The organism is Flavobacterium profundi (genome assembly GCF_006491645.1).
Classification (GTDB): domain Bacteria; phylum Bacteroidota; class Bacteroidia; order Flavobacteriales; family Flavobacteriaceae; genus Flavobacterium; species Flavobacterium profundi.
Map to the genome: position 1 here is coordinate 414,591 of NZ_VDCZ01000002.1, position 26,721 is coordinate 441,311.

Genomic DNA, 26,721 nt, shown 5'->3' on the forward strand with positions numbered 1-26,721 from the left:
TGATATAGCCTAAAACCTAATTTTACATTTATATATTTCGTAAAGAAGGTTAGACAAAAATTAAAAAGTATGAAAAAATTAATACTCATATACCTACTTTCAACTGCAACACTATTTGCCCAAGAAAGTCAAAAAAAGAGAGCCGATAAATATTTCAAAATCGCTTCTTTTGCAAAAGCCGCAGAAGCCTACTCTAATTTACTAGAAGAAGGAAACACCACTGTTGAAGTTCTAAAAAAAGCAGCTGATTCCTATTATTATATTTCGGATTTCGAAAAAGCATCTAGTCTCTACAAGACATTGCTTGAAAAACATAAAGAATCGGTAGACGAACAATACTTGTTTCGATATGCGCAAACACTTAAAGCACAAGGTAACTTTGAAGCTTCCGAAAAATGGATGCAATTATATGAAAAAGAAGTTCCAGAAACGCTATATAAAGCTAATGTTGAAAAATTAGAGAATATAAAAAAACAGGGAAATAAATTCGACATTAAAAATGAAGCTATCAATACGCCTAATTCCGATTTCGGACCTGCATTTTATAAAAATCTATTGGTTTTTTCTTCACCAAGTACTTCACATGGTCTTTTTTCAAGAAAATACAATTGGAACAAACAACATTATTTGGATTTATTCGCAGCTTCAATCACCAATAATAAGCTAGATAGTATCAAAAATCCTTTTTCAAAAGAATTAAATTCAAAATTGCATGAAGCGAATGTGACTTTTACCAATGATGGAAATCGAATTTATTTTACAAGAAATACCAGTGATGAAGGTAAAAGAACTAAAGATGACAATAAAGTAACACATTTGAGTATTTTTTCTGCTGATTTAAAAGATGGAAAATGGACCAACATTACTTCTTTACCTTTTAATGGAGTTGATTTCTCTACCATGCATCCTGCTTTAAATAAAGAAAATAATCGTTTGTATTTTTCGTCAGATAGACCCGGAACTATAGGCTCTTTTGACCTTTTTTATGTAACTATCGACGCAAATGGTAATTTTGGAGAACCGGTTAATTTAGGAAGTGATATCAACACGAAAAATAGAGAACAATTCCCTTTTATAAGTTCTGAAAATAAATTATTCTTTGCTTCTGATGGACATCCAGGTTTTGGCCTTTTAGATGTTTTTATGTCGGAAATTAAAGAAGATTCGTATACAAAACCTTTAAATTTAGGTTTACCCATAAACACGAATTTAGACGATTTTTCTTTTATTTATCAAGAAGAAACAAAAAGTGGTTTTTTCGCTTCTAACCGAGCAGATGGTAAAGGTGATGATGATATTTATAGTTTCTTACAAACAGCGCCTCTAGAAGATTTTCAATACTACATTCAAGGGATTGTTGTAGATGAAGAAACCAATTTACCTATTGATGAAGCAACGGTATTCTTGTTTGATGAAAAAGAAAATCGTATTAATGAAGTAACCGTAAATGATTCTGGTAAATTTTATTTTGAATTACCTCCAGGAACTTATAAAATCAGCGTATACCATCCTGATATTATTCCTGCTGAAAAAACCTTTACTGTATTGGATAATGGAACTACCAAAAACGAACAAAATATAAGTGTAAAAAGAATTCCAAAAACGTTCTTAGAAGAACTTATAGCAGAAGAAGGTGACCCAAAAGTAATTACAGACAATGGCGTTTTAATGTTTGATTTACCAGAAATCTTATTCGACTTTGATAAATTTAACATACGTGCAGACGCAAGAGTACATTTAGACCAATTAGTAGACAAACTCAATCGTTATCCTTTAATAAATATTGCTATTGGTTCGCATACCGATAATCGAGGTACTGATGAATACAACCGTCAATTATCGCAGGATAGAGCAACTGCTACGATGAATTATTTAGTAGAAAAAGGCATTGATGCTTCTCGTATTACTGCAAAAGGATACGGAGAAAGCCAACCTAAAGTAGATTGTATCCATAAAGAATGTTCTGATGAAGAACATCAAATTAATAGACGAAGTGAATTTGTCATTATTGTAAAACAAGATTAATTGTAAGACCTCAAATGAGGTCTTTTTTTTTATATTTGAATATGGAAAAAAATACTTTATTTATGGTTATGCTGGGTTGTACTCCTAAAGGAAGAGTAACGGAGCAACACGATATATTTTTTGGAATAGGAACTTCACTATATGATTTAAAACAAGATATGCTCGATTTTTGGCCAGAAGTGAAAGGTAAAATTCACTTAGATGCATGGCAAACGGTTACCCAAATGGATGGTTATTCTATTACAGTAGTTTCGAAAGAAGAAAAAATAGAACAAGAAGAAAAACTCTTTTTTATTAATCTAGGAGGTTATAAAGAGAATGAATTTGAAGAATATCATTATAAAGTTTTAGCAGTTGCTAAAAATAAAGCAGAAGCTATAAAAAAATCCAAACAAACTACTTTTTATAAACATTATGGTTTTAAGGGTGCTACTTCTCATATAGATGATAAATATGGTGTAGATGTAGATGATATTTATGAAATAGATGATATTTTAGATTCAAAATTTAAAAAGAATTTTCAATTGAAAATAACAAAATCAACTACTACTGAAGAAGATATAAAACACATTGGTTATGTAAAATTTGACAAAATAAAAGCGTCCTAATTAGGACGCTTTATTCATGAAATACTTTCATTTTCTTCTTTATTTGTTATTTCATTTGGTTTCGTTTCAACCACCTCTTCTTCTGGAGCTGGAGCCAAAAATAACATCGCTAAGCCAGCTACTAAAAAGGCAACCATAATAATCCAGGCTACAGTATCACCCCAAGTGTAAATCCAAAACAGCAATCGAGGAACACGATCAAAAAATTTCAATATAATAGCAAAACCCCCGAAAAAAGCGAGATAACCGCCTATTTTTCTCATAATATTAAAGTTTTTAGTTATACTGCAATATATAAAATAAAAAAAGAATCCAGCACAAAACTGGATTCTTCAATAATTAATTTATAGGATTTTTTATTTTTTTATCTTAGTAACGTTTTTGTCATTTATACCATAATAGGAAATAACAGCCTTATAATCATTGAAATCTACTGGTGTTGCAGATTTATTACTTAAAGCTGCAGGTATAACAACTACTCTCAATACTTGGTCTAATCTAAATTCTGGGTTTAAAGCAGGTAAATCAAATCCATATAAACTCACTTCTGCATTATAACGTGTAGCATCATTTCTATAGCCAAAGTCTAATGTACCATCATCAAAATAATACGTTTCTGGTAACAATTTCCAATAATCTCCTGTTCCTGAATTATAATTTGATAATCGGTATACTAATACCATGTCTGAACCATAAATAGTATAAGGAAAATCTAAAATTACTGAATATCCATTTGAACTCGTAAAATCAACATTGGAATATTCAAAAACTTCGCTTATAGTATCATTATCAATAGGATCATCAACAATAACTTCTTCTGTATAACAACTCTGTAGCGTAATCATCCCGATTAAAGCTAAAATTAAAGTAAATTTCTTCATATCTATTCGTTTTTAAAAATTGTTTCTATTTACTTACAACCAATAGTCGTGCCAAAAAATATTTTTAACACCAATTTACTTATGGAAATTATGTAAGTAATTTAAAATTCCTTGTAAATCAAACTACTTTAAATAGCATAATTTTGAACCATACATAATTAAGTAACAAAAACATAAATAAACCAAACAGTATGAAAGCAACAAAAATTATTGGAATCGTATTAATTGCCTTATCACTATATGTAGGCTATTTAGGAGTAAATAAAGTATCAAACAATACAGCAGAAGTTAAATTCTTAGGAATTGAAATTGACGCATCTAATGAATCAGGTCAAACACAAGGCTTTATATTTATTGGATTAGCAGTCGCATTATTCGTTGGTGGTTTGTATACCGTTAAAAAATAAGAACAATTAACAATTACTTTACTTGTTTACCATTATGAAACATTTCAGTAAAGTTTTCAGAATAATTTCGTAATTTTTAAATAACGTTTTCGTTACATCATACCAGTAAGTTTGTGGCACAACAATAAACTTACAAAATGAAAACAAAAATTACGCTATTCTTTTTAATTTTAAGCAGTGCTTATAGTTCTATACTATATGCAACAAATGGTGATTTAATCGCTTCAGATATCACTTTTGCATCCGATTTTTATATCGTAAACGAAAATACCGCTACCGTAGATGTAGTTATAAATTTAAACAGCCCTTCAACTGGTTCTACTCAAGTTGATGTGGCTGTTGCTTTATTTGGTACAGCAACTAACGGACAAGAATACTCCTTCACCAATCAAATGGTTTCTTTTCCTTTAAATAGTACTTCGCAAACCCTAACTATTCCTATTATAAATAACACTATTTATAAAGGTGATACGTATTTTGTATTAACACTTTCAAATCCAGTGGATGGAGCTATTGTAGGTACCTCTCAAACTACGGTTTACATTTTAGAAGATGAAGAAAATGTACCAACTACTTCTGCTGCATTAAATATCAATTACTTGACAAGCTATTTAGTAGATGCTGCAGGCTCTGCAGAAATAGTGGCTCATGATCCTGTTTCCCAACGTTTATTTGTAATGAACTCAACAGCTTCAAAAATTGAAATTTTAGATTTTTCAAACCCGAATTCCATTACTTCTGTTCAATCGGTAGATTTAGCGGCTTATGGAATTGGTGGAACCAGTATTGCTCATAAAAATGGTTTAGTGGCTGCTACTGTTCAAGGAGCTAATTATACCAATGGTAAAGTTGTTTTCATGGATATTAACGGAACTATTGGTGCTACCGTTGATGCTGGTATTTTACCCGACATGATTACGTTTACACCAGATGGTACTAAAGTAATTGTGGCTAACGAAGGAGAACCAAACGATGATTATACGATTGATCCAGAAGGAAGTATTTCCATTATTGATGTAACTGCTGGTTTAAATAATATTCAACAAAGTGATGTTACCCAACTTAACTTTAATGCTTTTGACAGTCAATTAGCGACATTAAGAGCTAATAATGTTAGAATATTTGGAGTGAATACTACGGTTTCCAAAGATTTAGAACCAGAATATATCACGGTTGCTGCTGATGGTACTACTGCTTGGGTTTCTTTACAGGAAAACAACGCAATTGCTACTATTGATGTAGTGAATAAACAAATAACAGACATTGTACCTTTAGGTTTTAAAGATCATATGCTTGCGGGTAATGAATTGGATACTTCCGATCAATTTGGGGAAATTTTCTTAGGAAACTGGCCGGTTAAAGGCATGTATATGCCAGATGCAATTGCGAATTACACCGTAAATGGCACCACGTATTTAGTGACTGCAAATGAAGGAGATTCAAGAGATTATAACGGACTATCAGAAGAAAAAAGAGTAAGCAGTGGTAGTTATGTTTTAGATCCAACAGTTTTTCCAAATGCTTCTTTTTTAAAAAATAATAAAAACTTAGGAAGATTAACGGTTACCAATGCAACTGGCGATACAGATAATGATGGTGATTTTGATGAAATACATGTTTTTGGTACACGTTCTTTTAGTATTTGGAATACTACTACAGGTCAATTCGTGTATGATAGTGGTTCCGATTTTGAAAGAATCACTGCTGCTGATCCTGTGTATGGAAGTTTATTCAATGCAAGTAACGACAACAATACTTCTAAAAATAGAAGCGATAATAAAGGTCCGGAACCAGAAGGGATTACCGTTGCTGAAATTAATGGTGCAATGTATGCATTTATTACATTAGAAAGAACAGGTGGTTTAATGGTTTATGATATTACGGATCCAATGAACGCTACTTTTGTTTCCTACCACAATAGTAGAAATACCGCTAGTTTAGGAGGCGATTTAGGTCCGGAAGGAATTATTTACATTGCTCCTGAAAATAGTCCGAGTGCTAAAGGATTAATCATAATGGCAAATGAAGTAAGTGCTACTTTAAGCCTATATGAAATTACAAATGATGTTTTGGCAACCCCAAATTTTACAGAAAACACAAATTCATTTGTGGCTTATCCCAATCCAGTTACAAACGGAATCGTTTATTTCAAAGAAAATGTTACCATCAGTTTATATGATTATACGGGCAAAAAAATTACAGAAAAGGAAAACACAAAAAGCTTAGAAATGCAGTATCCAAAAGGTATTTATTTTCTAAGAACGAAAGATGGAATCGCACAAAAAGTAGTTGTTGAATAATTATAAATGTGTTATTGTTGATTCCAAAAAGACCTTCTTCGGAAGGTCTTTTTTATGGGATAACCTCAAAAAAACAGCATCTTAATATTCTATAACAGTCTTACAAAATCCTGTAACAAGCAAGGGGGAATCGTTTCGTAATTTTACACTAACAAATTAATAGTTAAACAGTAAAAACATTTAAATTATGAAAAAGAAAATAGCTATTTTGGCTACCAATGGATTTGAAGAAGTAGAATTAACATCACCTAAAGAAGCTCTTGAAAAAGAAGGCTGGAGTACAGAAATTGTAAGTCCGAAATCGGGAAGTATTAAAGCTTGGGCGTCAACAGATTGGGGAAAATTATACCCCGTTGATAAAACACTAGAGGAAGTACATGCATCCGATTATAATGCGCTGCTTTTACCAGGAGGCGTGATTAATCCAGATCAATTACGAACGAATGAAAAAGCATTAGAATTTGTGAAAGCTTTTTTTGAAGCGGGGAAACCCGTAGCTGCCATTTGTCATGGTCCACAAACATTAATTAGTGCAGACGTAGTAGATGGTAGAAAAATGACTTCTTATCCTTCTATCAAACAAGATTTAATCAACGCAGGTGCCGAATGGCATGATAAAGAAGTAGTAGTCGACAAAGGATTAGTAACCAGTAGAAATCCTGATGATTTACCGGCTTTCAACAAAAAAATGATTGAAGAAATTAAAGAAGGGAAACACGAACCAGTATTGTAATCCTTTATTCTATTTTTTATATTACAAAAAGAAAGATCTTTCAATAATGAAAGGTCTTTTTTATTTAAGAAAACATTCATTTAAAACCAAATAGCTTATCGCGAATACCTTTTAGCTTATTATAAAAAGCTTTGGGGTTGAAATTAAGAGCTTTTTGCTTATAATTAATAGCTATAAGGTTATAATTAGAACCTTTTTGGTTATTGCTAATAGCTTTTTGCTTATAATTTGAACCTTTTTGGTTATAAATAATAGCTTTTAGCTTATAATTTGAACCTTTTTGGTTATTACTAATAGCTTATAGGCTGTAATTAATTGCTTTTAGCTCTTATTAAATAAAAAAACCTTTCATTGCTGAAAGGTTTTTTATTTATAATCTTTAATTTTTAGTCTGAAATATTTCCTCAAGCTCGGTAGAAGCGATTCGCACCAAATCTTTTTTAAAGATTTCGATTATCTCAAATGCTTCGACAAGCTCAGTAGAAGCGATATGCAATTCTTCAACTTCGGCTTCTGCCTGGTTTCAGATGCATCCTGCTTACATATTACGTCTGTACTGACCTCCTACTTCAAATAAACCAGAAGTAATTTGACCTAACGAACAATACTTAGTAGCATTCATTAATACTTCAAATATATTTTGGTTGGTAATAGCTGCTTCTTGTAACAAGGCAATTTGTTCTTTTACTTTATCTGCATGTGCTTTGTGCAAGTTTTCCAATGTCTTAATTTGGAATTGTTTTTCTTCTTCTGTCGCACGAATTACTTCCGCAGGAATAACCGTTGGGGAACCTTTCGAACTTAAGAAAGTATTCACACCAATAATTGGGAATTCTCCTGTATGTTTCAACGTTTCATAATACAACGATTCTTCTTGAATTTTACTTCTTTGGTACATGGTTTCCATAGCACCCAAAACCCCTCCTCTTTCGGTAATTCTATCAAATTCTGCTAAAACCGCTTCTTCTACTAAATCGGTTAATTCTTCAATAATAAACGAACCTTGTATGGGGTTTTCGTTTTTCGCTAAACCTAATTCTTTATTGATAATCAATTGAATTGCCATCGCTCTACGCACCGATTCTTCTGTTGGTGTGGTAATCGCTTCATCATACGCATTGGTATGCAAGGAATTACAGTTATCATAATTGGCATATAACGCTTGCAACGTTGTACGAATATCATTGAAATCAATTTCTTGTGCATGCAAAGAACGACCCGATGTTTGAATATGGTATTTCAACATTTGCGCTCTTTCATTCGCACCATATTTTAATTTTAAGGCTTTCGCCCAAATTTTACGTGCTACACGTCCAATAACTGCATATTCTGGGTCAATACCATTTGAGAAAAAGAACGATAAGTTCGGTCCGAAAGCATTGATATCCATACCTCTACTCAAGTAATATTCCACGTAAGTGAAACCATTGGCTAAAGTAAACGCCAATTGTGTAATAGGATTAGCACCTGCTTCTGCAATATGGTAACCTGAAATGGAAACCGAGTAGAAATTACGTACATTTTGTTGGATGAAATATTCCTGAACATCACCCATTAATCGCAACGCAAATTCTGTAGAGAAAATACACGTATTTTGCGCTTGGTCTTCTTTTAGAATATCTGCTTGAACCGTACCACGCACTTGCGCTAAGGTTTTTATTTTAATATCTTGGTACACATCAGCTGGTAAAACTTGATCTCCAGTTACACCAAGAAGCATTAATCCTAAACCATCATTCCCTTCAGGCAAAGCCCCGTTATAGGTGGGTCTTTCTAAATCTTTAGCTTTATAAATCGCTTTAATTTTAGCCTCTACTTCTGCTTCTAAACCATTTTCTTTAATATACTTTTCACAATTTTGATCGATAGCTGCATTCATAAAGAAACCTAACAATATAGGTGCTGGTCCATTAATCGTCATGGAAACAGAAGTTGCTGGGTGACTCAAATCAAAACCAGAATATAATTTTTTTGCATCATCCAAACAACAAATTGAAACTCCTGCATTCCCAATTTTACCGTAAATATCAGGTCTGTGATCGGGATCATTTCCGTAAAGTGTTACCGAATCAAAAGCCGTTGACAAACGTTTTGCTGGCATACCCAAACTCACGTAGTGGAAACGACGATTGGTACGTTCTGGTCCTCCTTCACCTGCAAACATACGCGTTGGATCTTCCCCTTCACGTTTAAACGGATACAGTCCTGATGCAAATGGGAATTCTCCAGGTACATTTTCTTGTAAATTCCATCTTAAAATATCACCCCAAGCTTGGTACTTTGGTAAGGCAATTTTAGGAATTTGTGTATGTGATAACGACTCACTATGCGTTTTAATTTCAATTACTTTATCCCTTACTTTAAACGAGTAAATAGGATTCTTGTATTTATTTACTTTTTCATCCCAAGTTTGAATTACTTCCCAATTGTATGGGTCTAAATTCATTTTAACTCGGTCAAATTCTTTTACTAAAAGGGAAACGAAATCTTTGTTTGAATCGTTAATTTGTAAAGACGATTCAACGATTCCTGCTTTATCAATTTGAGGGAAATTTCCGTTTACCGATTCTATTGTTTTGAAAATTCCATATAATTTTTGAGCCACTTCAACTTGCGTTAAAACCGTCTCATCATATTTGCGATTGTTTTCAGCAATCTCTGATAAATAACGCGTTCTATGTGGAGGAATAACGAAGATTTTCTCACTCATTTCTTTGGTGATTTCAAAAGTAGAGTGTAAATCAATTCCTGTTTTCTCCACAATTTTATCCATTATCGCTTTGTAGAGCGAATTCATTCCAGGATCGTTAAATTGAGACGCAATGGTTCCAAAAACAGGCATATCATCTGGATTGGCATCCCAAAGATTATGATTGCGTTGGTATTGTTTTTTTACATCACGAATAGCATCTAAAGCACCTCTTTTGTCAAATTTATTTAGTGCTACCAAATCTGCGAAATCCAACATATCAATTTTTTCCAACTGAGTAGCTGCACCAAATTCAGGTGTCATTACATACAAAGAAACGTCAGAGTGGTCCATAATTTCAGTATCCGATTGTCCGATACCTGAAGTTTCCAATACAATTAAATCGTATTTCGCCGCTTTTAAAACTTGAATCGCTTCCGCAACATATTTTGATAAAGCTAAATTAGATTGACGTGTAGCTAACGAACGCATGTATACTCTTGGATTATTAATGGCATTCATACGAATACGATCTCCTAATAAAGCACCACCTGTTTTACGTTTGGATGGATCGACTGAAATTAAACCAATTGTTTTCTCAGGGAAATCAATTAAAAAACGACGTACTAATTCGTCTACTAAAGACGATTTACCTGCTCCACCTGTTCCAGTAATTCCTAAAACGGGTGTGGTTGACGTTTGGTTTTCTTGATGAATTTTATCTAATGTTGCTTTTGCAATTTCAGGGAAATTTTCAGCTGCAGAAATTACACGTGCAATATCACGAGGGTTTTTATTCATTAAATGATCTGCTTCTCCATTTAGAGAATCTCCAATAGGAAAATCAGAACGTTTTACTAAATCGTTAATCATTCCTTGCAATCCCATGGCACGACCATCATCTGGAGAATAGATTTTTTCAATTCCATATTCATGCAATTCTTCAATTTCAGAAGGGAGAATAACACCACCTCCACCAGCAAAAATTTTGATATGACTTGCTCCTTTTTCGTTCAGCAAATCAAACATATATTTTAAATATTCGGTATGACCACCTTGGTAAGAAGTCATAGCAATTGCATTGGCATCTTCTTGAATAGCCGTATTCACTACTTCTTCCACACTTCTATCATGACCTAAATGAATGACTTCACATCCAGTAGCTTGAATGATTCTTCTCATGATATTGATTGCTGCATCATGTCCATCAAAAAGTGAAGCTGCAGTAACAATTCTTACTTTATTAACAGGAATATATGGTTTTTGTTGCTCCATTGATAATTTTATAACTATTTAAAGGGTGCAATTTACGAAATTATCAGTCATTTAAAACAAATGACTGATAATATATTGTGTAATTAATAAAAATTATTTTTTATTAATTTTACTGGTGTAAGTACCTTTTTCAGTAAAAATTTTAATCAAATAAGTACCTGAATTTAGTTCCGAAATAGAGAAACTGTTTTCATTAGCTAAAAATGTTTTTATTTCCTGACCTAAAAGATTCGAAATTGTAATTTTTTGAATTGTAAACGAACTTTCCACTTTAAAAGAATCCAAAGTTGGATTAGGATAAATTAAGAAATCCGATTTTTGAAAAGATTCGTTATTTAAAACAGTAATTGGAATACAATCTGAAGTTACTGAGTTTCCAATTCCATTTGTAATAATAACAGCATAATTACCTGTATTTGTTACTACAAAATCTTGGGTATTAGCACCAACAATTGGTAAATTGGTATCGCAATCTATCCATTGATACGTTTCATCATTTTCTACTGCCGATAAAAGGTATCCATTTTGAGTTACTTGATTGGAAGGAAAACAAGTACGAACGCTAAAACTTTCTGTCATAGAACGACAAGAAACACCAGAATACTCATTTAGTACTTCATAGATACCTGCTTGTTGTACTTCGATAGATTGATTATTGGTTCCACTTACTACAGAAAAATTAGAATTAGTTGGACTATTCCAATTATAAGAAGTATAACCGTTTGTTCCTGATAAAACAGTATTTGGGTTACATATATACACCACTTGGTTTGTATCACAAGAAGATGCTAACAAATCGTTTTCAATTGTATATGAAGTTGTAGTACAACCAAAATTAGTTATATTCATTTCATCTGAAAAAACAGCAGTATTTACAATACCTCTGTAAGTTGCATAACTTTCGGAAGAAAATACATTGGTACAAGAAGTATCTAAATCTAAACAAGAACAAACTACTTTTGCATGTATTCTAATTTCTTGTACACTGCTATTTTGGGTTACTAAATTATCATCTATTGTAAACACCAAGGTTCTTGTTCCTGCATCGTAAGATGTTAAAGCAACACCTGTTGGTAAAACCAAATCGGTATTAGGATTGAACGTAATATTTAAAGGTAAGACTTTTTTAATAGTGGTATTCACCGCGTCATCAGTACCTGTATTTTGAAATTGAATCCCATACACTACTTCCTGACAAATACGTAAAGGTTGATTTGTAATATCATTACCTATAGTATTTTCTATACTTTGAGTAATTACAATTTTTGGTTCAACAATATCTACAACAAGTGCAAATAAATAAGGATCATAAGTGTCTCCATCTGTTTCTAAAGTAAATGTAGCACTAGTTGCATTGTTAGCAATCACTGAATTTGAAGGGTTAGGAACATTAAATATATCTAAATCAAGACCCAATGTATTTGAACTATTGGGTACTCTATTTACTGGCATTCCATTATTACTGATTGTACTATTGAAAAAATTATTAGCTATTCTATTAGGTGTAGACATAGATGTTCCATTAATACGGAATCTATCATCTGTAAAAGATCTATCACCTTCTAAAGATGCTATTCCTAATTTTACTTTTACCGAACCAACTGGTATTGTTGTAAAACCATTAATAACAATATCAAGTGGAGGACTACTGGCCACTATTTCTGATAAACCATCAAAAATTGTAATATTTTTACTTGTAGCAAAAGGACTTTCATAAATTATTATTAAATTCCAACCACCAGAAAATCCCGCTCCTCTAGATGCTCTTTGATTAGCTATTGTATAAGTTCCATTTGCGTCCGAAAGACCTTGCAACAAACTCGTTACATTTTTATAACAAACATAAGGAACTGAAGTAATTGGTAATTCAGTTGCACCAATAATAATATCATCTTCTTCTCCAATTGGATCTGCATCTTCATCAGCAATAATATCAATATACTCTCCATTTGGTATTTTAAATTTCACCGTATTCCAATCAGTATAAATTTCTTCATTATTTTGATTATCTGTTTCGCTACGGTATTTAGCTCCCCAATATAATCCTGCATACACTATTCTTTTACAATCAGAAGGTATATCTAAATCTGCACTACTAGAACTAAAAGTAGCTGCATCATTATCAATATCTATATATTGCATATTGAAGCCATTATTACTTCCTGTTCCCATGTAAGGGACATTCGCAGAATTTACTCCAGATTGTCTATTGAGAATATTATTTCCAATTAAAACTAAATCTCCTTTTACTTCTATATTCCCTTGCGGTAAACGCGTTGAAAAAGGCACATGATTTTGAGCATGTAACGAAATGCAATTTAAAAAAAAAGCTAGAATTAAAAATAAGTAGCTTTGTTTCATACGATTAAGGTTTAAAAATTTAGTTTACAAATGTAGGAAAATATAATTCAGTTAATTTTATTTTATGCATCTATAATCGAAAAGAAATAAATTATTTTAAAAAAAAAATTAAAAAGGCATTATATTTGAAGAAAAGTCCTAAAATAGTACACATGAAAAAAATTGCATTTTGCGTATTGGCATTTATTAGTATCAGTTGTTCCGAGTTACAACAAGTTGTAAATCAATTACCACAAGGTCCTGGTGGATTAAGTCAGTTAGATATTGCGAATGGTTTGAAAGAAGCCTTAGACAATGGAATTGACAAACAAGTTACCAAATTAACCGCTGTAGATGGTTTTTACAAAAATGAATTGGTAAAAATTTTATTACCTCAAGAACTACAAAAAGTAGACAAAGGCTTGAGGGATATTGGTTTATCCAAATTAGCCGATGAAGGTCTAAAAGTTTTAAATCGTGCTGCGGAAGATGCTGTTAAAGAAGCAACTCCTATTTTTGTGGATGCAGTAAAACAAATGACATTCAACGATGCTAAAAATATTTTAATGGGAGACAATAGAGCGGCTACTTCTTATTTAGAAAGTACCACTTCAAGTGCGTTGTACAGTAAATTCAATCCTGTAATTAAGAATTCTTTCTCAAAAGTAGGTGCGGATAAAGTTTGGGCAAATATTATAACCAAATACAACAGTATTCCTTTTGTAAATCAAGTAAATCCAGACTTAACAGATTATACTACCAATAAAGCTATGGAAGGTGTATTTAAAATGATTGCTATTGAAGAAGGAAATATTAGAACCCAGCTAAGTTCGAGAACTTCAGATTTATTAAAAAGAGTATTTGCATTACAAGATAATAAGTAATTAAATTTTAATATTCAATAACATATATATAACACATTGTTAACACACCTTGGTCAAAAATAGTCGGATATTTGCAGAGTTAAAAGTAACAAATCTCATATTTGTTTGGTTAAGGTTAGTTAAAAAAATTACCACGTTTCCCGAAACGTGGTTTTTTTATGTTTTTAATTTTACCTATTTATTAGGCAATTTTCTCATGTAATTTTTTAAAATAATCAAAAGCTTTAACCAATCGGCTTCCATACCAAGAAAACATTTCCCCATCTACAAATACTGTTTTCGCATGATGGGTTGCTCTACCTATTTCAAAAGCATGTTCGTCTTTAAAAGGAAAAGGTTCAGAAGATAAAAACACATAATCGGGATCGCCTTCTAATCTAATTTTTCTAAGTTCGACTTCTGGATAACGACTGTCTTTATTTTCATAAATATTATTAAAATGATTTAAGTGTAATAATTCATTGATGAAAGTAGTATTTCCTGCTACCATATATGGGTTTGCCCAAATAAAATAAGCGGCTTTTTTAATGGGTTTGTCAGCAATATTTTTTTTAAAATCTTCCCAAGCAAAATGGGTTTTATCAATCCATTTTCTAGCTTCCGTTCGTTTATTAAAGAGCAATCCGAAATCATCAATCATTTTCAAATTATCTTCAATAGTCAGAACATCGGTAACCCAAACCGGACAAACACTACTTAATTCTTCCACTATTTCTTTCGTATTCTCTTCTTTGTTACAAATAATAATATCAGGATTTAAGGCTTTGATTTTATCTATTTTTATCTTTTTGGTACCACCAACAATCGTTTTGGTCGCTTTTAAATGATACGGATGTATGCAAAATTTTGTAATACCTACTAAACTATCTTCCAAACCTAAATCATATAATAATTCGGTTTGTGAAGGTACTAAAGAGATGATGCGTTTGGGTGTATATTCAAATAGGTGTTTTGTTCCCATTTGATCCATTAATTCTTTCATTTTTTATCTAAGAAAAGACTAATTCTTTTATAATTTGTAATCAAAATTAATCCTAAAACTAAATTGATAATGGCAGTACTAAAACTAAAATAATTTACTTCATTACCCATAATTCCATGATTTGAAACTTTCATTTTAAAAATAGTAATAATTTCGAATAGAAAATTGGGAAAATAATCAATCAATAAAAAGCCGCCAATAAGTATAATGGCTAATTTTAAAATTTGTTCGTTAGAAAAATTACCCAAAACAATAGTATCGGTATCAAAGCCCTTGTCTAACTCTAATTTATCAATGATATAATCTGCTTTAAATAGTAATAAATAGAACAATACTAATAATAAAATTACAGAACCAACTATTATAAGTTGAATCCAACTTTCATCTCTATACACAAAAACATTAGTTATATTTTGAGGAATAAAAGTAAATAACGTAATTATTAACGAATACAATCCAAAAATTTTAATTAGCAATCTAAAAAAATCTCTTTTTGTCATTATTTTTTATGTAATAGAATTGTTTCCATTTCTTGTTGTAATTTCAATGCTTCTGCTCTTGCTTTTTCGGCAAAATCTTCTTGATTGGACGCATAAATAATTCCTCTGGAAGAATTAATTAATAATCCGACATTATCATTCATTCCATATTTACAAACTTCAGACAAACTTCCGCCTTGTGCGCCTACACCAGGAACTAAAAGGAAATTTTCTGGTACAATTTTTCTGATTTCAGTAAAATATTCAGCTTTTGTAGCTCCCACCACATACATTAAGTTTTCAGCATTTTTCCAATTTTTGGAGGTTTCCAATACTTGCTTGTAGAATTCTTTATCTTTTACTTGCAACGTTTGAAAATCAAAAGCGCCTTCATTGGAAGTTAAAGCTAACATAATCGTGTGTTTTCCTTCAAACGCTAAAAACGGTTCTACAGAATCTTTTCCCATATAGGGTGCCACTGTAACACTATCAAATGCTAAATCTTCGAAAAAGGCTTTGGCATACATTGATGACGTATTCCCAATATCTCCTCTTTTAGCATCGGCTATCGTAAAAATTTCAGGATAGTTATCATTGAGGTATTGTATGGTTTTTTGCAAAGATTGCCATCCTTTTATTCCATAAGCTTCGTAGAAAGCAGTATTCGGTTTATACGAAACACATACATCATGTGTGGCATCTATAATGGCCTTATTAAATTCAAAAATAGGATCTTCTTTTTCTAATAAAAATGCAGGGATTTTGTTGAGATCAACATCCAAACCAATACATAAAAAAGATTTTTTGGTTTGAATTTGATGCACAAGTTGTGTTGTTGTCATGTAAAAAAAATTGTTGTTGTTGCAAATCTACAAAGTTTAACGCATTAAAATAAATATTGTATAAATATCTATTGAAATTATATAAGTAAGAATAGGGCTACTCGCAATAGATTTGTACTATAAATATAAAACGTTATGAAAACGCTAGTATTATTCAATCGATTATGTGTACGTACTTTTTGCATCTTGGTAGCAACCTGTACGAATGACCTAGTAATTCACGCCAAACAAGTGAATTATTTTGAAATGTTTTTACTTTCTTTTGTAGTAGAATGCAAAAGAAGCATTCAAGTGAGTACATCTTACCATACTATGCTACAAAAATTATCAAAAACGAATACTTCCTTTGATTGGTTAAAATGGAATAAATTTTCAAATCCATTAACTCCCAATAACGCTTAATACATAAGATGACTTAAGTTTTAAACTAAGTTCACTTCAATTACTTCTTTAGGTGTGAGTACATAAACTTTATCGTTTGGTGTAGGTTTTAGGGTATAATTACCCGTAAATTCCCCAAAAGCAGGCAATATGAGTTGGTTTGGTTTCCTAAAATAACAGGGGATTTTTAAATATTGCTTTCCAAGTCCAGTCAGCACTACTCTTGGATGAATGTGACCACAGAAATTAAAACTAGTCTCAGTTGCAACTGGATGATGTGTTAAAAGAAAATCATCTATTTGTAAACTCTCCAAAACCTCAACATGAAGATTTTCATAATGGTGTTTGGCAACAATGTCGTGATTTCCTTCGATTAAAATAATTTTTTGTGATATGGATTGGATCCAATTATCAAAATAATGCCATTCACTATTTAAGGTACTATGAAACAAATCTCCTAGGAAAATAATTTTTTGAGGTTGGTATACATCCAATAACTCATTTAATTTTTCAAAATTTTTGGGAATAGCCGAATTAGGAATGGCCAATCCATTTTTTCTAAAATGCGATATTTTTCCCAAATGCAAATCCGAAATTAACAAAATATTCTTATCCTTCCAATACAAACTACCAAAAGGATGCAGCATAAAAACTTGTTTCTTAATTGTAATATTCATAAAAGCATTTCCTATTAAACTTTTAAATAACTCGCTGTCATTTTTGCGATACGTTCCGCTAAAGTTTCACTTGATAATTTTTCTCTCAATCGATCTGTAATTATAGGAAAACTGAAAGGTGTTGGCTTTTCACATCTTTTAACCACTATTTCCTGATTATTAATCCTCTCCAAAGCTTGTATTAATCTTCCTTCTTCCAATTGATGTTCGAAGGTTTCAATATACGCTTGTCTCAACAACAAATTATCGGGTTCATAATCTCTAAAAACTTCAAATAACAATTGAGAACCACTTTGTAAATGTTTGGTTTTTACAGGTTGTCCAGGTCTTCCTGTAAATACTAAACCTGCAATAACTGCAATATCTCTAAATTTTCGTCTCGCCATTTCGGTAGCATTCAAACTACTTTGTAAATCGTCATGCAAATGAGAAGTACTCAATAAATTATTATCAAATAGTGCTTCTAAATCCAGTATTTGATCGGAAAGCAATTCAAATCCGTAATCATTATAGGCTAACGAAAAAGATATTGGCGACAATAAACTGATTCGATAGGATAAAAGACTGGCTAAAGCTTCATGAACGAACCGACCTTCAAACGGATAAAAAATCGTATGATATCCTTCTCTTGTTTTAAAAGATTCAATGAGGAGCTGATTGTCATTGGGTATGATACTTTCTTTTTGCTGTCTTTCAAAAACAGGTTGTAATGCCTTCAATTCAGGAGTTAACAACTCTTGATTCACTTTGTATAATTCTTGTCGGAGTAATTCACTCATTTGAGCAGAAAAAGTCATTCTACCACCCATCCAACTCACCGATTTCGATTCTTTTTTTCCATTGGCCAATTTCACTAAAACAATCATGTTTTTTATAGAATGAAATTCTAGTTTTCTACCTGCAAATATAAAAGTATCTCCCCTTTGCAACTTAGAGGCAAACCATTCTTCTATAGAACCAATATAACCACCACTTAAAAATTTAACGTTCAAGACCGCATCACTAACAATCGTTCCTATTTGCATACGATGTTGTATGGCGATTCGCTTATTATTAATTTTAAACAAACCGTTTGCTTCTATTTCTACTTTTTTGAATTCATCATAAGCTTGCAAACTTTGACTTCCTTTGGTTATAAAATTTAAAACCCATAGCCATTCTGCATCAGAAATATTTTGATAACAAAATGTTTGTTTTATCTCTTTGAAAATTTCATTGGGATAAAATCCGTCCGCAACTGCTAATGTATTTAAATATTGAATTAAAACATCATAACAATTTAAATAGGGAATTCTGTCTTCTACAATAGTTTCCGCAGCCGCCTTTTTTAAAGCAGATGCTTCAATTAATTCCATAGCATGAGTGGCTAAAAAATAAATAACACTTTCTTTTCCTGGTTGGTGACCACTTCTACCTGCTCTTTGTAAAAATCGTGCGACTCCTTTTGGTCCACCTACTTGAATAATGGTTTCAACTGGAGCAAAGTCAACTCCTAAATCCAAACTAGAAGTACAGACTACCAACTTTAATTCTTCATTTTTAATAGCATTTTCTACCCAAATTCGGGTTTCTTTGGCAATACTTCCATGATGCATGGCAATTTCACCTGCAAATTCTGGATAATGATCTAATAGGGTTTGAAACCAGATTTCGCATTGCGAACGTGTATTGGTAAAAAGTAAGGTTGTTTTACTTTTACGAATGATTTGCACCACCTCATCTAATAAATGCAACCCCATATGACCTCTCCAAGGATAAGTTTCCATCTTTTTTGGAAGTATGGATTTAACGGTTATTTTTTTCGGAAGATTTGCTTTAATTAAAACAGAATTTTTAAAAGCATCCGTTTCTTTTCCAAGTAACACTTCTTGTGCCAATTCTAAGTTGCCAATGGTTGCCGAAATCCCCCAAATTCGCATATCCTGAGTAATTGATTTTAATCTTGATAAAGCCAGTTCCATTTGAACTCCTCTTTTGCTTCCTAATAATTCATGCCATTCATCAATAACAATAGCAGTACATTTCGCAAAAGTTTGAGCATAGTTTTTGGATCCTAATAACAATTGCAAGCTTTCAGGAGTTGTAATTAATAAATCTGGCATTTTATTTTTCTGTTGGGTTCTTTCTGTTGTTGAAGTGTCACCTGTACGAATCCCAACTGTCATTGGAACACCTAAATCGGTAATAACACGTTCAGCAGCTTGTTTGATTTCTGTGGAAAGTGCTCGTAAAGGTGTAATCCAAATGGCTTTTAATCCAGATTGTTTTTTTATTTTTCCTTCATCAACTTGCTTTATATAATTTAAAATAATAGGAAACCATAGTGCATAGGTTTTTCCACTGCCTGTAGGCGCATTCAAAAGACCATTTTTACCTTGTAAGAACGCTTTCCATGTTTGTTTTTGAAAAGCAAACGGTTTCCAGTTTTGTGCTTCAAACCAATTTTCAGCAATTTGATATAAGGCTGCTCTATTCATAACTTAAATAATCATGTTTTTTAAATCTTCAATAGAATTTGCTTCTTCAATTTTCTTATCCTGACGCCATCTTAAAATTCTGGGAAAACGAGTAGCGATACCACTTTTATGTCTTTTTGAAAGTGCAATACCTTCAAATCCAATTTCAAACACCAATTGAGGTGTAACACTTCTTACCGGTCCGAATTTATCAATCGTATTTTTTTTGATAAAATCATCTACTTTTCTAAATTCAGCATCTGTTAGACCAGAATAGGCTTTAGCAAATGTGACCAATTCTTTTTCACCATGTTCATTTTCTTGCCAAAGTGCAAAGGTGTAATCGGTAAAAAGAGTACTTCTTCTTCCACTTCCTCTCATAGCATAGGTTAAAACCGCATCTATGGTTAACGGTTCTAATTTCCATTTCCACCAATCTCCTTTCTTTCTTCCTACTTGATACGTGGAATCTTTTCTTTTTAACATCAAACCTTCACTTCTTTTTTCTCGAGCTTGCATTCTTTCTGCAGTTACCTCATCCCAAGAGTTAATTTTTATTCGTTCCGATAAATGAAATTGCAATTTTTTATTTTCAATTGTTTGATATAATTTCTCCAATACATCACGTCGGTATTCATAAGGATAATTTCTAAGATCTTTTCCTTCCCATTCTAATACATCATAGGCTTTTAAAATAACTGGTGTTTTCTTTAATACCGCATTTGATATTATTTTTCTACCGATGCGTGTTTGTAAATCATTGAAAGTTCCTATTTGATTGTTTGGAAAAGCTAAGATTTCAGCATCTATAACTGTCCCATTAGGAATTAAACCTATCAAATCATGGAATTCAGGATATTTATCGGTCACTAATTCTTCTCCTCTTGACCAAATAAAAATTTGGTCCTCTCTAAAAATAGTTTGAGAACGAATACCATCCCATTTATGTTCCATATACCAATCCTTTGGATCGCCCAAACTTTCAATTTCACCTTCTACAGGATAAGCCAAATAAAAAGGATATGGTTTTGAAATGTAGTCACTACTCTTTTCTGCAAGAATTAAATCATGAAAGGTAATGGTATTAGGGTTCCAATTTCCCATTAGCTTATACGCTAAAATGTTTTCATCTATCCCTTCCGCTTTGGATAAGGCTTTGGTCATTAATTTTTGACTGACTCCAATTCTGAAACTACCTGTAATTAATTTGGTAAATACAAAACGTTCGTAATAATTTAAAGCCAACCAATTTTCTTGTAAATAAGTTTTCTTTTCAGCTTCAGGTTTACTTTTTAAGGCTATAATTTCTTGTAGATAAGTTGTCAAACTTTTAGAAGAATTTGCTTCATTAGTAGGTATAATTAAAGCAATGGTTTCAGCTAAATCACCCACAATATGATAACTTTCTTCAAACAACCACATGGGAATATTAGCCAGTTCATTTGCCCATAGTCGTAACAAAGTAGTATTAACAGGTCTTGCAGGTCTACGATGCGATAAAATAGCAATAGTCCAAACTTTATCTTCTGGAGAAGCCGTTCTAAAATATGCTGTTAAAGCCTCTACTTTGACATTCGTTTTATTAGAACTATCCAATGTTTTAATTAAGTTGGCAAAATTCCTCATTTTGTAATTTTTAAGGGATAATTTTTTCTAAATCCTCTTCTTTGTTCATTTCTGCATTTTCACCTTCATATTGTGTTTTTTCTGTGCGTGCATCATAGCCTAACTCCCTTAAATATTTGGAAAAGATATCGGTATATCCATGTGTACAAATTATTTTTTCTGCACCCGTAGCTTTAATACTACTCAATAATCCATCCCAATCACAATGATCACTTAAAACAAAGCCCTTGTCTATTGCCCTTCTTCTTCTAGCTCCACGAAAAGCCATCCATCCACTAGCCGTTCCAGTAACAAAAGGAGTCATTTTTCGAATCCAAGTGGTTCCATGAGCACTTGGCGGAGCTAATACAAGATTTCCTGAAATAGCTTCCTTTTTTGTTTCTCTAGTAATTAAAGTGGTTTCTGGTAACGCTACCATAGGTCGAATCACATTATTCATATTTTCAATGGCTCCATGCGTATATATTTTACCAATGTTGGTATCCAAATACTTTAATAAACGTTGAGCTTTACCTAAAGAGTAACCAAACAGTATAGATGTTTTTCCTTCTGCTTTATTCTCAGACCACCATCGGTTAATACTATTCATAACTTCAGTTTGAGGAGTCCATTTAAACACAGGTAATCCAAATGTACATTCCGTTATGAAGGTATGACATTTAACTACTTCATAAGGAACTGCAATACCATCATCTTCAGTTTTATAATCACCTGTAAATACCCAAACTTCCCCTTTATATTCAACGCGTACTTGGGAGCTACCAATTATATGTCCGGCTGGATGCAATGAAAATTTGACATTATTAACTACAAAAGTTTCATTCCAATTTTTTCCTGTAACAGAAATAGCACCTAATCGATGTTTTATAATAGGGACATTGGTATGATGTGTAATATAATTTTGATGTCCCCATCTAGAATGATCTGCATGCCCATGAGTAATAATTGCATTTTTAACTGGGCGCCAAGGATCAATATATACATTTGCTTGTGCACAATAAATACCTTTATCATTAAATTGTAGAAGAGGTGGATTCATATATCTAAATTAATAAAGAATAAAATTAACTATTATGAATATGTAAATATTACATCTTTTCCCGCTTTTCTTATATAACTAACTGTATTGTTATCAAAAATGAATGGTAGTTATGTAATTCATAATTGAAATACTGTAACACCAACATACTTATAATAAAATACTTTAGATACACTTTTAAAAAGTTACTTTAAAAGTAATGAATAAATGATAAAATTACCATGAAAAACATTGCTATCATAGGAAGTGGAGCAACTTCAATTTATTTATTAAAACATCTTTTAGACAAGATGTCTGTTTTAAAAAAAGAAATGTATTCTATTTCAATTTTTGAAAAGAATACTATTTTAGGTATGGGAATGCCTTATAATCCTATTACTACAGATTTATACAATTTGTCCAATATTTCCTCTGAAGAATTGCCAGATTTAGAAGTTACATTTGAAGATTGGTTGAAAAAACAATCGGTTACTTTTTTAAAAAAAATGGAAATAGAAAAAGATAAAATAAGTAAAAGTGAAGTGTATAATCGTTTGGCTTTAGGTCAATATTTACAATCTCAATACCAATCTATTATCCAAAATATAAAAGATTTCGGAATTCAATGTATTGAATACCCAAATACTGAAATAATTGATATTACTTATAACAACACAACTAAATTTGTCAGTTTACACTCCACTACTCAACTATATGAATTTGACAAAGTAATTATTGCAACGGGACATCAATGGGAAGACGATGATCAAGAAAAAAATGGTTTTTATGCTTCACCTTGGCCTATACATAAAATTTTACCTCAACAAGGAACTTTTCATAATTTTACCATTGGAACACTTGGGGCTTCTCTTAGTGCTTTTGATGTAGTTTCTTCTTTATCTAGAAGGCATGGTAAATTTGTAACTGACTCAAAGGGCAACTATACTTACCAACCTTATAAAGGAACCGATAATTTCAAAATGGTGATGCACGCTGCTCACGGTTGGCTACCACATTTACAATATGAACAAGAAAAGCCTATTCGCGAAATATACAGACATTTTGATAGAAAAGCACTTTACAATGCATTAGACGAAGATGGGTTTTTAACCCTTTCTTCTTATTTCACCAACTTTTGTGTTCCAGCATTATCGAAAGCTTTTCAAAAAGATAATCTCACACAATTATCAAAAAAAATAACAAATGTTGATTATACCTTTAAAGATTTCGTTACTGACATGGCAGATAAGCATGAATATGACAATCCTTTTGAAGGTATGCGAGAAGAAATGAAACAGGCTTCTGTTTCCATTACTAAAAACAAACCCATTCATTGGAAAGAAGTCATTGATGATTTAATGTATGCACTTAATTTTCATGCCGAATTATTACCTGCTGAAGATCATATTTTTTTCAGAAAAGAAATTATGCCTTTTTTAATGAATGTAATTGCTGCAATGCCACTCCCTTCAGCAAAAATTTTATTGGCTCTTTATGATGCAAATAAAATTGAAATTGTTCCTGGTTATGTAAACATTTTGGAAAATAAGGATTTTACAACTATTGAAGTGACACATAAAGACACACAAACCATTCATTTATATCAAATGTTTATCAACTGCAGTGGCCAAAGAGCCATTAGTGTTGATGATTATCCATTTCCAACATTAGTCAAAGAAGGATATATTACACCCCCTCAAATTCCATTTAAAAAGGATGCAAGTGCTATGGAATTAACCTCTGAAGAGAAAGAAAAGATTATAAAAAAAGGGAATACTTCTTTATATGAACTTCCTGGAATTACAATTAATAGTAGTTATTGCCTTGTAAATGCAAATGGAGATACAATTGAAGCGATACAAGATATAAGTTTTGCACATAGCTCGGGTTTACGTCCGTATTCATATGGATTACAAGCTTGCAGTGCAACCAGTGAAATTGTAGTTGCGAATTGGGTAGCTTCTTTTCAGAATAAGAAATTACCTAGTGGAGATTTAAAAGAAGTAAGTAAAATTTATGAAAAGGATCCACAATTATAATTTTTAGAGTTCAACTTATAATTATATAAGTATTGTCAAAAATCATATAAGCTTTTCCCTAACCACTCCGCTTAACTTTGTAATAGATAAAAAACCAAATAAAAGAATACATCATGGAAACAATGTTAGCACCAAAAATTGGATTAGAAAAAAAAGAATTATCACAAAGCATTAAAGACTTAACTGTGGTTTTATCAAATGAGATGGTTCTATATGTTAAGAGTAGAAAATTTCATTGGAATGTAACGGGTAATAGTTTTATGGAATTACATAAACTTTTTGAAAATCAATATAGTAAATTAGAAAAAACAATTGATGAAGTTGCAGAAAGAATCAGCAAATTAGGTGGTAAAACTATTGGTACAATGAAAGAGTTTATTGAAAATTCAATTCTTAAAGAAGAATCAAAATATGTGAACCAAAATCAAATGCTGGAAGAATTATTAGACGACCATGAAAAAATTATTATCCAATTAAGAGAATTCATCGAAAAGGCAGAAGATTCTCACGATGCTGGAACAGCCGATTTCTTAACGAGTGTACTTCAAGATCATGAATCAAAATCTTGGATTTTAAGAAAATATTTAAGCTAAAATATAGCGCGTTAACAAACATGAAAAAAACCAAATATTAATTTTTAAATACAAACATTATGAACACTACAGAATTAAAAGGAAACTGGAACGAAGTTAAAGGTAAATTAAAACAAAAATATGCCGATTTAACAGACGATGATTTGCTTTACGAAGAAGGTAAAGAGGACGAACTTTATGGACGTATCCAAAAGAAAGTGGGTAAAACCAAAGATGAAATTAAACAATGGATTGCTGAACTGTAATCTAATGATCAAGTAACACTACTGTCTATGGATTTATTAGTATCTTTTTAAGCTATTAATACATTTATAGACAGTTTTTTATATCAAGAACAATGAATACAGCTATCCAAAAAACTCATATTGTAAAAGATTTATTTGCATTTATATTGATTGTATTCATGTCATATATATTGCAAGATTTTTTAATACCTATTTTATTTGCAATATTACTTAGTGTATTGGTTTACCCAATTGTAAAATTCTTTGAAACTCGATTATGTTTTAATCGAATCGTTTCAATTGTAATTGCTATTCTCATTTTTACCATTATCATTTTTGTCATTTTTGTTGCCATTGGAATACAATTTCAAGACATAATGGATAAAAGTGATACCTATTATGATAAAATCTTAGAAAAATTAAATATCCTAATTAAAGAAACTGAAAATTCCACAGGAATTGAAAGTGAGGATATTGTAGGCACTGATAAATTAGAAGTAAAAGAAATTGTAAAACAAAACTCGAATAGAATTTTAAATTTTATTACTAGTTCAGGATCGGTAATTAGCGATTTTCTTTTTACGCCCTTGTATATGTTTTTTCTGTTATTATACAGGAACTTTTTAATAAGCTTTTTATATAAAGCTACAGCTCGTATCAGTACTAAAAAAAGCATGCGCGATATCTTAAGACAATTATATAAAGTACAACAAAATTATTTAGTCGGTTTAGTAAGCGTAATGGGAATAGTTGGGCTTCTAAACAGCATCGGACTTTTAGCATTAGGAATAGATTATCCCTTTTTCTTCGGCTTTCTTTGTGCCTTACTTCTATTAGTGCCTTATATTGGAATTATAATAGGTTCCTTATTACCAGCTTTAGTCGCTTTGGCTATTAAAGATTCGTATTGGTATGCCATTGGTGTAATTGCTATTTTTGGGTTTATCCAATTTATTGAAGGTAATTTTATTACTCCAAAAATAACGGGTTCCAAAGTATCTTTAAATTCTTTTGTATCGATTTTAGCCATTTTACTTTTCTCAATGCTATGGGGAATTCCAGGAATGATACTCGCTTTACCTATTACAGCATCATTAAAAGTACTGTTTGATAACTCCGAAAAGTTTAAACCTATAGGATTCTTATTAGGTCAAGCCGATGAAAAATATTTTTGTAGCAAAGCCAAAAACCGATTGAAAATTTGGAAAAAAATTAGAAAAAACAAAAGCAAAGAAGTACAATAATTCTTTACTTCATATATA

The 26,721-nt window shown here is 31.6% G+C and carries 22 protein-coding genes; 11 read left to right on the forward strand and 11 right to left on the reverse strand.

The genetic code is table 11. The annotated features are described in order from the left end of the window. Positions 1–69 precede the first annotated feature (69 nt). On the forward strand, positions 70–2,025 hold the full coding sequence (locus FHG05_RS04730) for an OmpA family protein (RefSeq protein ID WP_140996859.1): 1,956 nt from the start codon (positions 70–72) through the stop codon (positions 2,023–2,025). A gap of 41 nt (positions 2,026–2,066) precedes the next feature. Next, on the forward strand, positions 2,067–2,633 hold the full coding sequence (locus tag FHG05_RS04735) for a DUF1543 domain-containing protein (protein ID WP_140996860.1): 567 nt from the start codon (positions 2,067–2,069) through the stop codon (positions 2,631–2,633). A 14-nt stretch (positions 2,634–2,647) separates the two neighbouring features. On the opposite strand, the gene FHG05_RS04740 is transcribed toward FHG05_RS04735, so the two are convergent. After that, positions 2,648–2,896 carry a hypothetical protein gene (locus tag FHG05_RS04740; RefSeq protein ID WP_140996861.1) on the reverse strand — a complete coding sequence of 83 codons (249 nt, stop codon included), beginning with the start codon at positions 2,894–2,896 and terminating at the stop codon, positions 2,648–2,650. Between the two features lie 93 nt (positions 2,897–2,989). After that, a complete protein-coding gene (locus FHG05_RS04745; RefSeq protein ID WP_140996862.1) occupies positions 2,990–3,514 on the reverse strand; it encodes a hypothetical protein in 525 nt (174 codons plus the stop codon). Positions 3,515–3,705: 191 nt separating this feature from the next. On the opposite strand from FHG05_RS04745, the gene FHG05_RS04750 reads away from it, so the two are divergent. The 3 genes from FHG05_RS04750 (at position 3,706) to FHG05_RS04760 (ending at position 6,954) form a co-directional block, all read left to right on the forward strand. Further along, positions 3,706–3,921 (forward strand): DUF5963 family protein, encoded by a 216-nt coding sequence (locus tag FHG05_RS04750; RefSeq protein WP_140996863.1) that lies wholly within the window; start codon positions 3,706–3,708, stop codon positions 3,919–3,921. Positions 3,922–4,058: 137 nt separating this feature from the next. Further along, entirely contained in the window at positions 4,059–6,221 is a 2,163-nt protein-coding gene (locus FHG05_RS04755; RefSeq protein ID WP_140996864.1) for a choice-of-anchor I family protein, read from the forward strand. 187 nt (positions 6,222–6,408) lie between these two features. Next, positions 6,409–6,954: a type 1 glutamine amidotransferase domain-containing protein gene (locus FHG05_RS04760; RefSeq protein ID WP_140996865.1), complete on the forward strand. Its 546-nt coding sequence runs from the start codon at positions 6,409–6,411 to the stop codon at positions 6,952–6,954. Between the two features lie 538 nt (positions 6,955–7,492). Here the strand turns inward: FHG05_RS04760 and FHG05_RS04765 are convergent. Then, positions 7,493–10,918: a methylmalonyl-CoA mutase family protein gene (locus FHG05_RS04765; protein ID WP_140996866.1), complete on the reverse strand. Its 3,426-nt coding sequence runs from the start codon at positions 10,916–10,918 to the stop codon at positions 7,493–7,495. Positions 10,919–11,011: 93 nt separating this feature from the next. Further along, on the reverse strand, positions 11,012–13,279 hold the full coding sequence (locus FHG05_RS04770) for a T9SS type A sorting domain-containing protein (protein ID WP_140996867.1): 2,268 nt from the start codon (positions 13,277–13,279) through the stop codon (positions 11,012–11,014). 152 nt (positions 13,280–13,431) lie between these two features. Here FHG05_RS04770 and FHG05_RS04775 point away from each other — a divergent pair, with 152 nt between their 5' ends. Beyond that, positions 13,432–14,142, forward strand: coding sequence for a DUF4197 domain-containing protein (locus FHG05_RS04775; protein ID WP_140996868.1), 711 nt, complete (start codon positions 13,432–13,434; stop codon positions 14,140–14,142). A 181-nt stretch (positions 14,143–14,323) separates the two neighbouring features. On the opposite strand, the gene FHG05_RS04780 is transcribed toward FHG05_RS04775, so the two are convergent. Genes FHG05_RS04780 through pyrF form a run of 3 tightly spaced genes read right to left on the reverse strand, consistent with a single transcriptional unit; the run spans position 14,324 to position 16,445 of the window. Beyond that, a complete protein-coding gene (locus FHG05_RS04780; RefSeq protein WP_140996869.1) occupies positions 14,324–15,124 on the reverse strand; it encodes an ABC transporter substrate-binding protein in 801 nt (266 codons plus the stop codon). Further along, positions 15,121–15,624 (reverse strand): hypothetical protein, encoded by a 504-nt coding sequence (locus FHG05_RS04785; protein WP_140996870.1) that lies wholly within the window; start codon positions 15,622–15,624, stop codon positions 15,121–15,123. The genes FHG05_RS04780 and FHG05_RS04785 overlap by 4 nt, the downstream gene beginning before the upstream one ends. Then, positions 15,624–16,445 (reverse strand): orotidine-5'-phosphate decarboxylase, encoded by an 822-nt coding sequence (gene pyrF, locus FHG05_RS04790; RefSeq protein WP_140996871.1) that lies wholly within the window; start codon positions 16,443–16,445, stop codon positions 15,624–15,626. The genes FHG05_RS04785 and pyrF overlap by 1 nt, the downstream gene beginning before the upstream one ends. Positions 16,446–16,580: 135 nt before the next feature. On the opposite strand from pyrF, the gene FHG05_RS04795 reads away from it, so the two are divergent. Continuing rightward, complete coding sequence (locus FHG05_RS04795) at positions 16,581–16,847, forward strand: hypothetical protein (protein WP_140996872.1); 267 nt, start codon at positions 16,581–16,583, stop codon at positions 16,845–16,847. 20 nt (positions 16,848–16,867) lie between these two features. On the opposite strand, the gene pdeM is transcribed toward FHG05_RS04795, so the two are convergent. From pdeM to FHG05_RS04815, 4 genes are read right to left on the reverse strand one after another with little or no spacing between them, the layout of a single operon-like run. After that, positions 16,868–17,503 carry a ligase-associated DNA damage response endonuclease PdeM gene (gene pdeM / locus FHG05_RS04800; RefSeq protein ID WP_140996873.1) on the reverse strand — a complete coding sequence of 212 codons (636 nt, stop codon included), beginning with the start codon at positions 17,501–17,503 and terminating at the stop codon, positions 16,868–16,870. A gap of 14 nt (positions 17,504–17,517) precedes the next feature. Then, positions 17,518–19,980, reverse strand: coding sequence for a ligase-associated DNA damage response DEXH box helicase (locus tag FHG05_RS04805; protein WP_140996874.1), 2,463 nt, complete (start codon positions 19,978–19,980; stop codon positions 17,518–17,520). Positions 19,981–19,983: 3 nt separating this feature from the next. Next, complete coding sequence (locus FHG05_RS04810) at positions 19,984–21,585, reverse strand: ATP-dependent DNA ligase (protein WP_140996875.1); 1,602 nt, start codon at positions 21,583–21,585, stop codon at positions 19,984–19,986. 10 nt (positions 21,586–21,595) lie between these two features. Further along, positions 21,596–22,624 carry a ligase-associated DNA damage response exonuclease gene (locus tag FHG05_RS04815; RefSeq protein ID WP_140996876.1) on the reverse strand — a complete coding sequence of 343 codons (1,029 nt, stop codon included), beginning with the start codon at positions 22,622–22,624 and terminating at the stop codon, positions 21,596–21,598. A gap of 221 nt (positions 22,625–22,845) precedes the next feature. On the opposite strand from FHG05_RS04815, the gene FHG05_RS04820 reads away from it, so the two are divergent. The 4 genes from FHG05_RS04820 (at position 22,846) to FHG05_RS04835 (ending at position 26,703) form a co-directional block, all read left to right on the forward strand. Beyond that, complete coding sequence (locus FHG05_RS04820) at positions 22,846–24,642, forward strand: FAD/NAD(P)-binding protein (protein WP_157504171.1); 1,797 nt, start codon at positions 22,846–22,848, stop codon at positions 24,640–24,642. Between the two features lie 113 nt (positions 24,643–24,755). After that, positions 24,756–25,235 (forward strand): Dps family protein, encoded by a 480-nt coding sequence (locus FHG05_RS04825; RefSeq protein WP_232338052.1) that lies wholly within the window; start codon positions 24,756–24,758, stop codon positions 25,233–25,235. A 59-nt stretch (positions 25,236–25,294) separates the two neighbouring features. After that, the gene (locus FHG05_RS04830) at positions 25,295–25,480 is read left to right on the forward strand and encodes a CsbD family protein (RefSeq protein ID WP_130733594.1); all 186 of its coding nucleotides are present in this window, start codon (positions 25,295–25,297) and stop codon (positions 25,478–25,480) included. Positions 25,481–25,572: 92 nt separating this feature from the next. Further along, positions 25,573–26,703 carry an AI-2E family transporter gene (locus FHG05_RS04835; protein ID WP_140996877.1) on the forward strand — a complete coding sequence of 377 codons (1,131 nt, stop codon included), beginning with the start codon at positions 25,573–25,575 and terminating at the stop codon, positions 26,701–26,703. Positions 26,704–26,721: the final 18 nt, after the last annotated feature.

What these genes read in the sequence shown, in the direction of transcription:
- FHG05_RS04775 (WP_140996868.1), top strand. Translation starts at nt 13,432, where the DNA reads ATGAAAAAAATTGCATTTTGCGTATTGGCATTTATTAGTATCAGTTGT.
- FHG05_RS04835 (WP_140996877.1), top strand. Translation starts at nt 25,573, where the DNA reads ATGAATACAGCTATCCAAAAAACTCATATTGTAAAAGATTTATTTGCA.
- FHG05_RS04825 (WP_232338052.1), top strand. Translation starts at nt 24,756, where the DNA reads ATGGAAACAATGTTAGCACCAAAAATTGGATTAGAAAAAAAAGAATTA.
- FHG05_RS04780 (WP_140996869.1), bottom strand. Translation starts at nt 15,124, where the DNA reads ATGAAAGAATTAATGGATCAAATGGGAACAAAACACCTATTTGAATAT.
- FHG05_RS04765 (WP_140996866.1), bottom strand. Translation starts at nt 10,918, where the DNA reads ATGGAGCAACAAAAACCATATATTCCTGTTAATAAAGTAAGAATTGTT.
- FHG05_RS04795 (WP_140996872.1), top strand. Translation starts at nt 16,581, where the DNA reads ATGAAAACGCTAGTATTATTCAATCGATTATGTGTACGTACTTTTTGC.
- FHG05_RS04820 (WP_157504171.1), top strand. Translation starts at nt 22,846, where the DNA reads ATGAAAAACATTGCTATCATAGGAAGTGGAGCAACTTCAATTTATTTA.
- FHG05_RS04770 (WP_140996867.1), bottom strand. Translation starts at nt 13,279, where the DNA reads ATGAAACAAAGCTACTTATTTTTAATTCTAGCTTTTTTTTTAAATTGC.
- FHG05_RS04735 (WP_140996860.1), top strand. Translation starts at nt 2,067, where the DNA reads ATGGAAAAAAATACTTTATTTATGGTTATGCTGGGTTGTACTCCTAAA.
- FHG05_RS04730 (WP_140996859.1), top strand. Translation starts at nt 70, where the DNA reads ATGAAAAAATTAATACTCATATACCTACTTTCAACTGCAACACTATTT.
- FHG05_RS04830 (WP_130733594.1), top strand. Translation starts at nt 25,295, where the DNA reads ATGAACACTACAGAATTAAAAGGAAACTGGAACGAAGTTAAAGGTAAA.
- FHG05_RS04760 (WP_140996865.1), top strand. Translation starts at nt 6,409, where the DNA reads ATGAAAAAGAAAATAGCTATTTTGGCTACCAATGGATTTGAAGAAGTA.
- FHG05_RS04785 (WP_140996870.1), bottom strand. Translation starts at nt 15,624, where the DNA reads ATGACAAAAAGAGATTTTTTTAGATTGCTAATTAAAATTTTTGGATTG.
- FHG05_RS04750 (WP_140996863.1), top strand. Translation starts at nt 3,706, where the DNA reads ATGAAAGCAACAAAAATTATTGGAATCGTATTAATTGCCTTATCACTA.
- FHG05_RS04740 (WP_140996861.1), bottom strand. Translation starts at nt 2,896, where the DNA reads ATGAGAAAAATAGGCGGTTATCTCGCTTTTTTCGGGGGTTTTGCTATT.
- pdeM (WP_140996873.1), bottom strand. Translation starts at nt 17,503, where the DNA reads ATGAATATTACAATTAAGAAACAAGTTTTTATGCTGCATCCTTTTGGT.
- FHG05_RS04755 (WP_140996864.1), top strand. Translation starts at nt 4,059, where the DNA reads ATGAAAACAAAAATTACGCTATTCTTTTTAATTTTAAGCAGTGCTTAT.
- FHG05_RS04745 (WP_140996862.1), bottom strand. Translation starts at nt 3,514, where the DNA reads ATGAAGAAATTTACTTTAATTTTAGCTTTAATCGGGATGATTACGCTA.
- FHG05_RS04805 (WP_140996874.1), bottom strand. Translation starts at nt 19,980, where the DNA reads ATGAATAGAGCAGCCTTATATCAAATTGCTGAAAATTGGTTTGAAGCA.
- FHG05_RS04810 (WP_140996875.1), bottom strand. Translation starts at nt 21,585, where the DNA reads ATGAGGAATTTTGCCAACTTAATTAAAACATTGGATAGTTCTAATAAA.
- pyrF (WP_140996871.1), bottom strand. Translation starts at nt 16,445, where the DNA reads ATGACAACAACACAACTTGTGCATCAAATTCAAACCAAAAAATCTTTT.
- FHG05_RS04815 (WP_140996876.1), bottom strand. Translation starts at nt 22,624, where the DNA reads ATGAATCCACCTCTTCTACAATTTAATGATAAAGGTATTTATTGTGCA.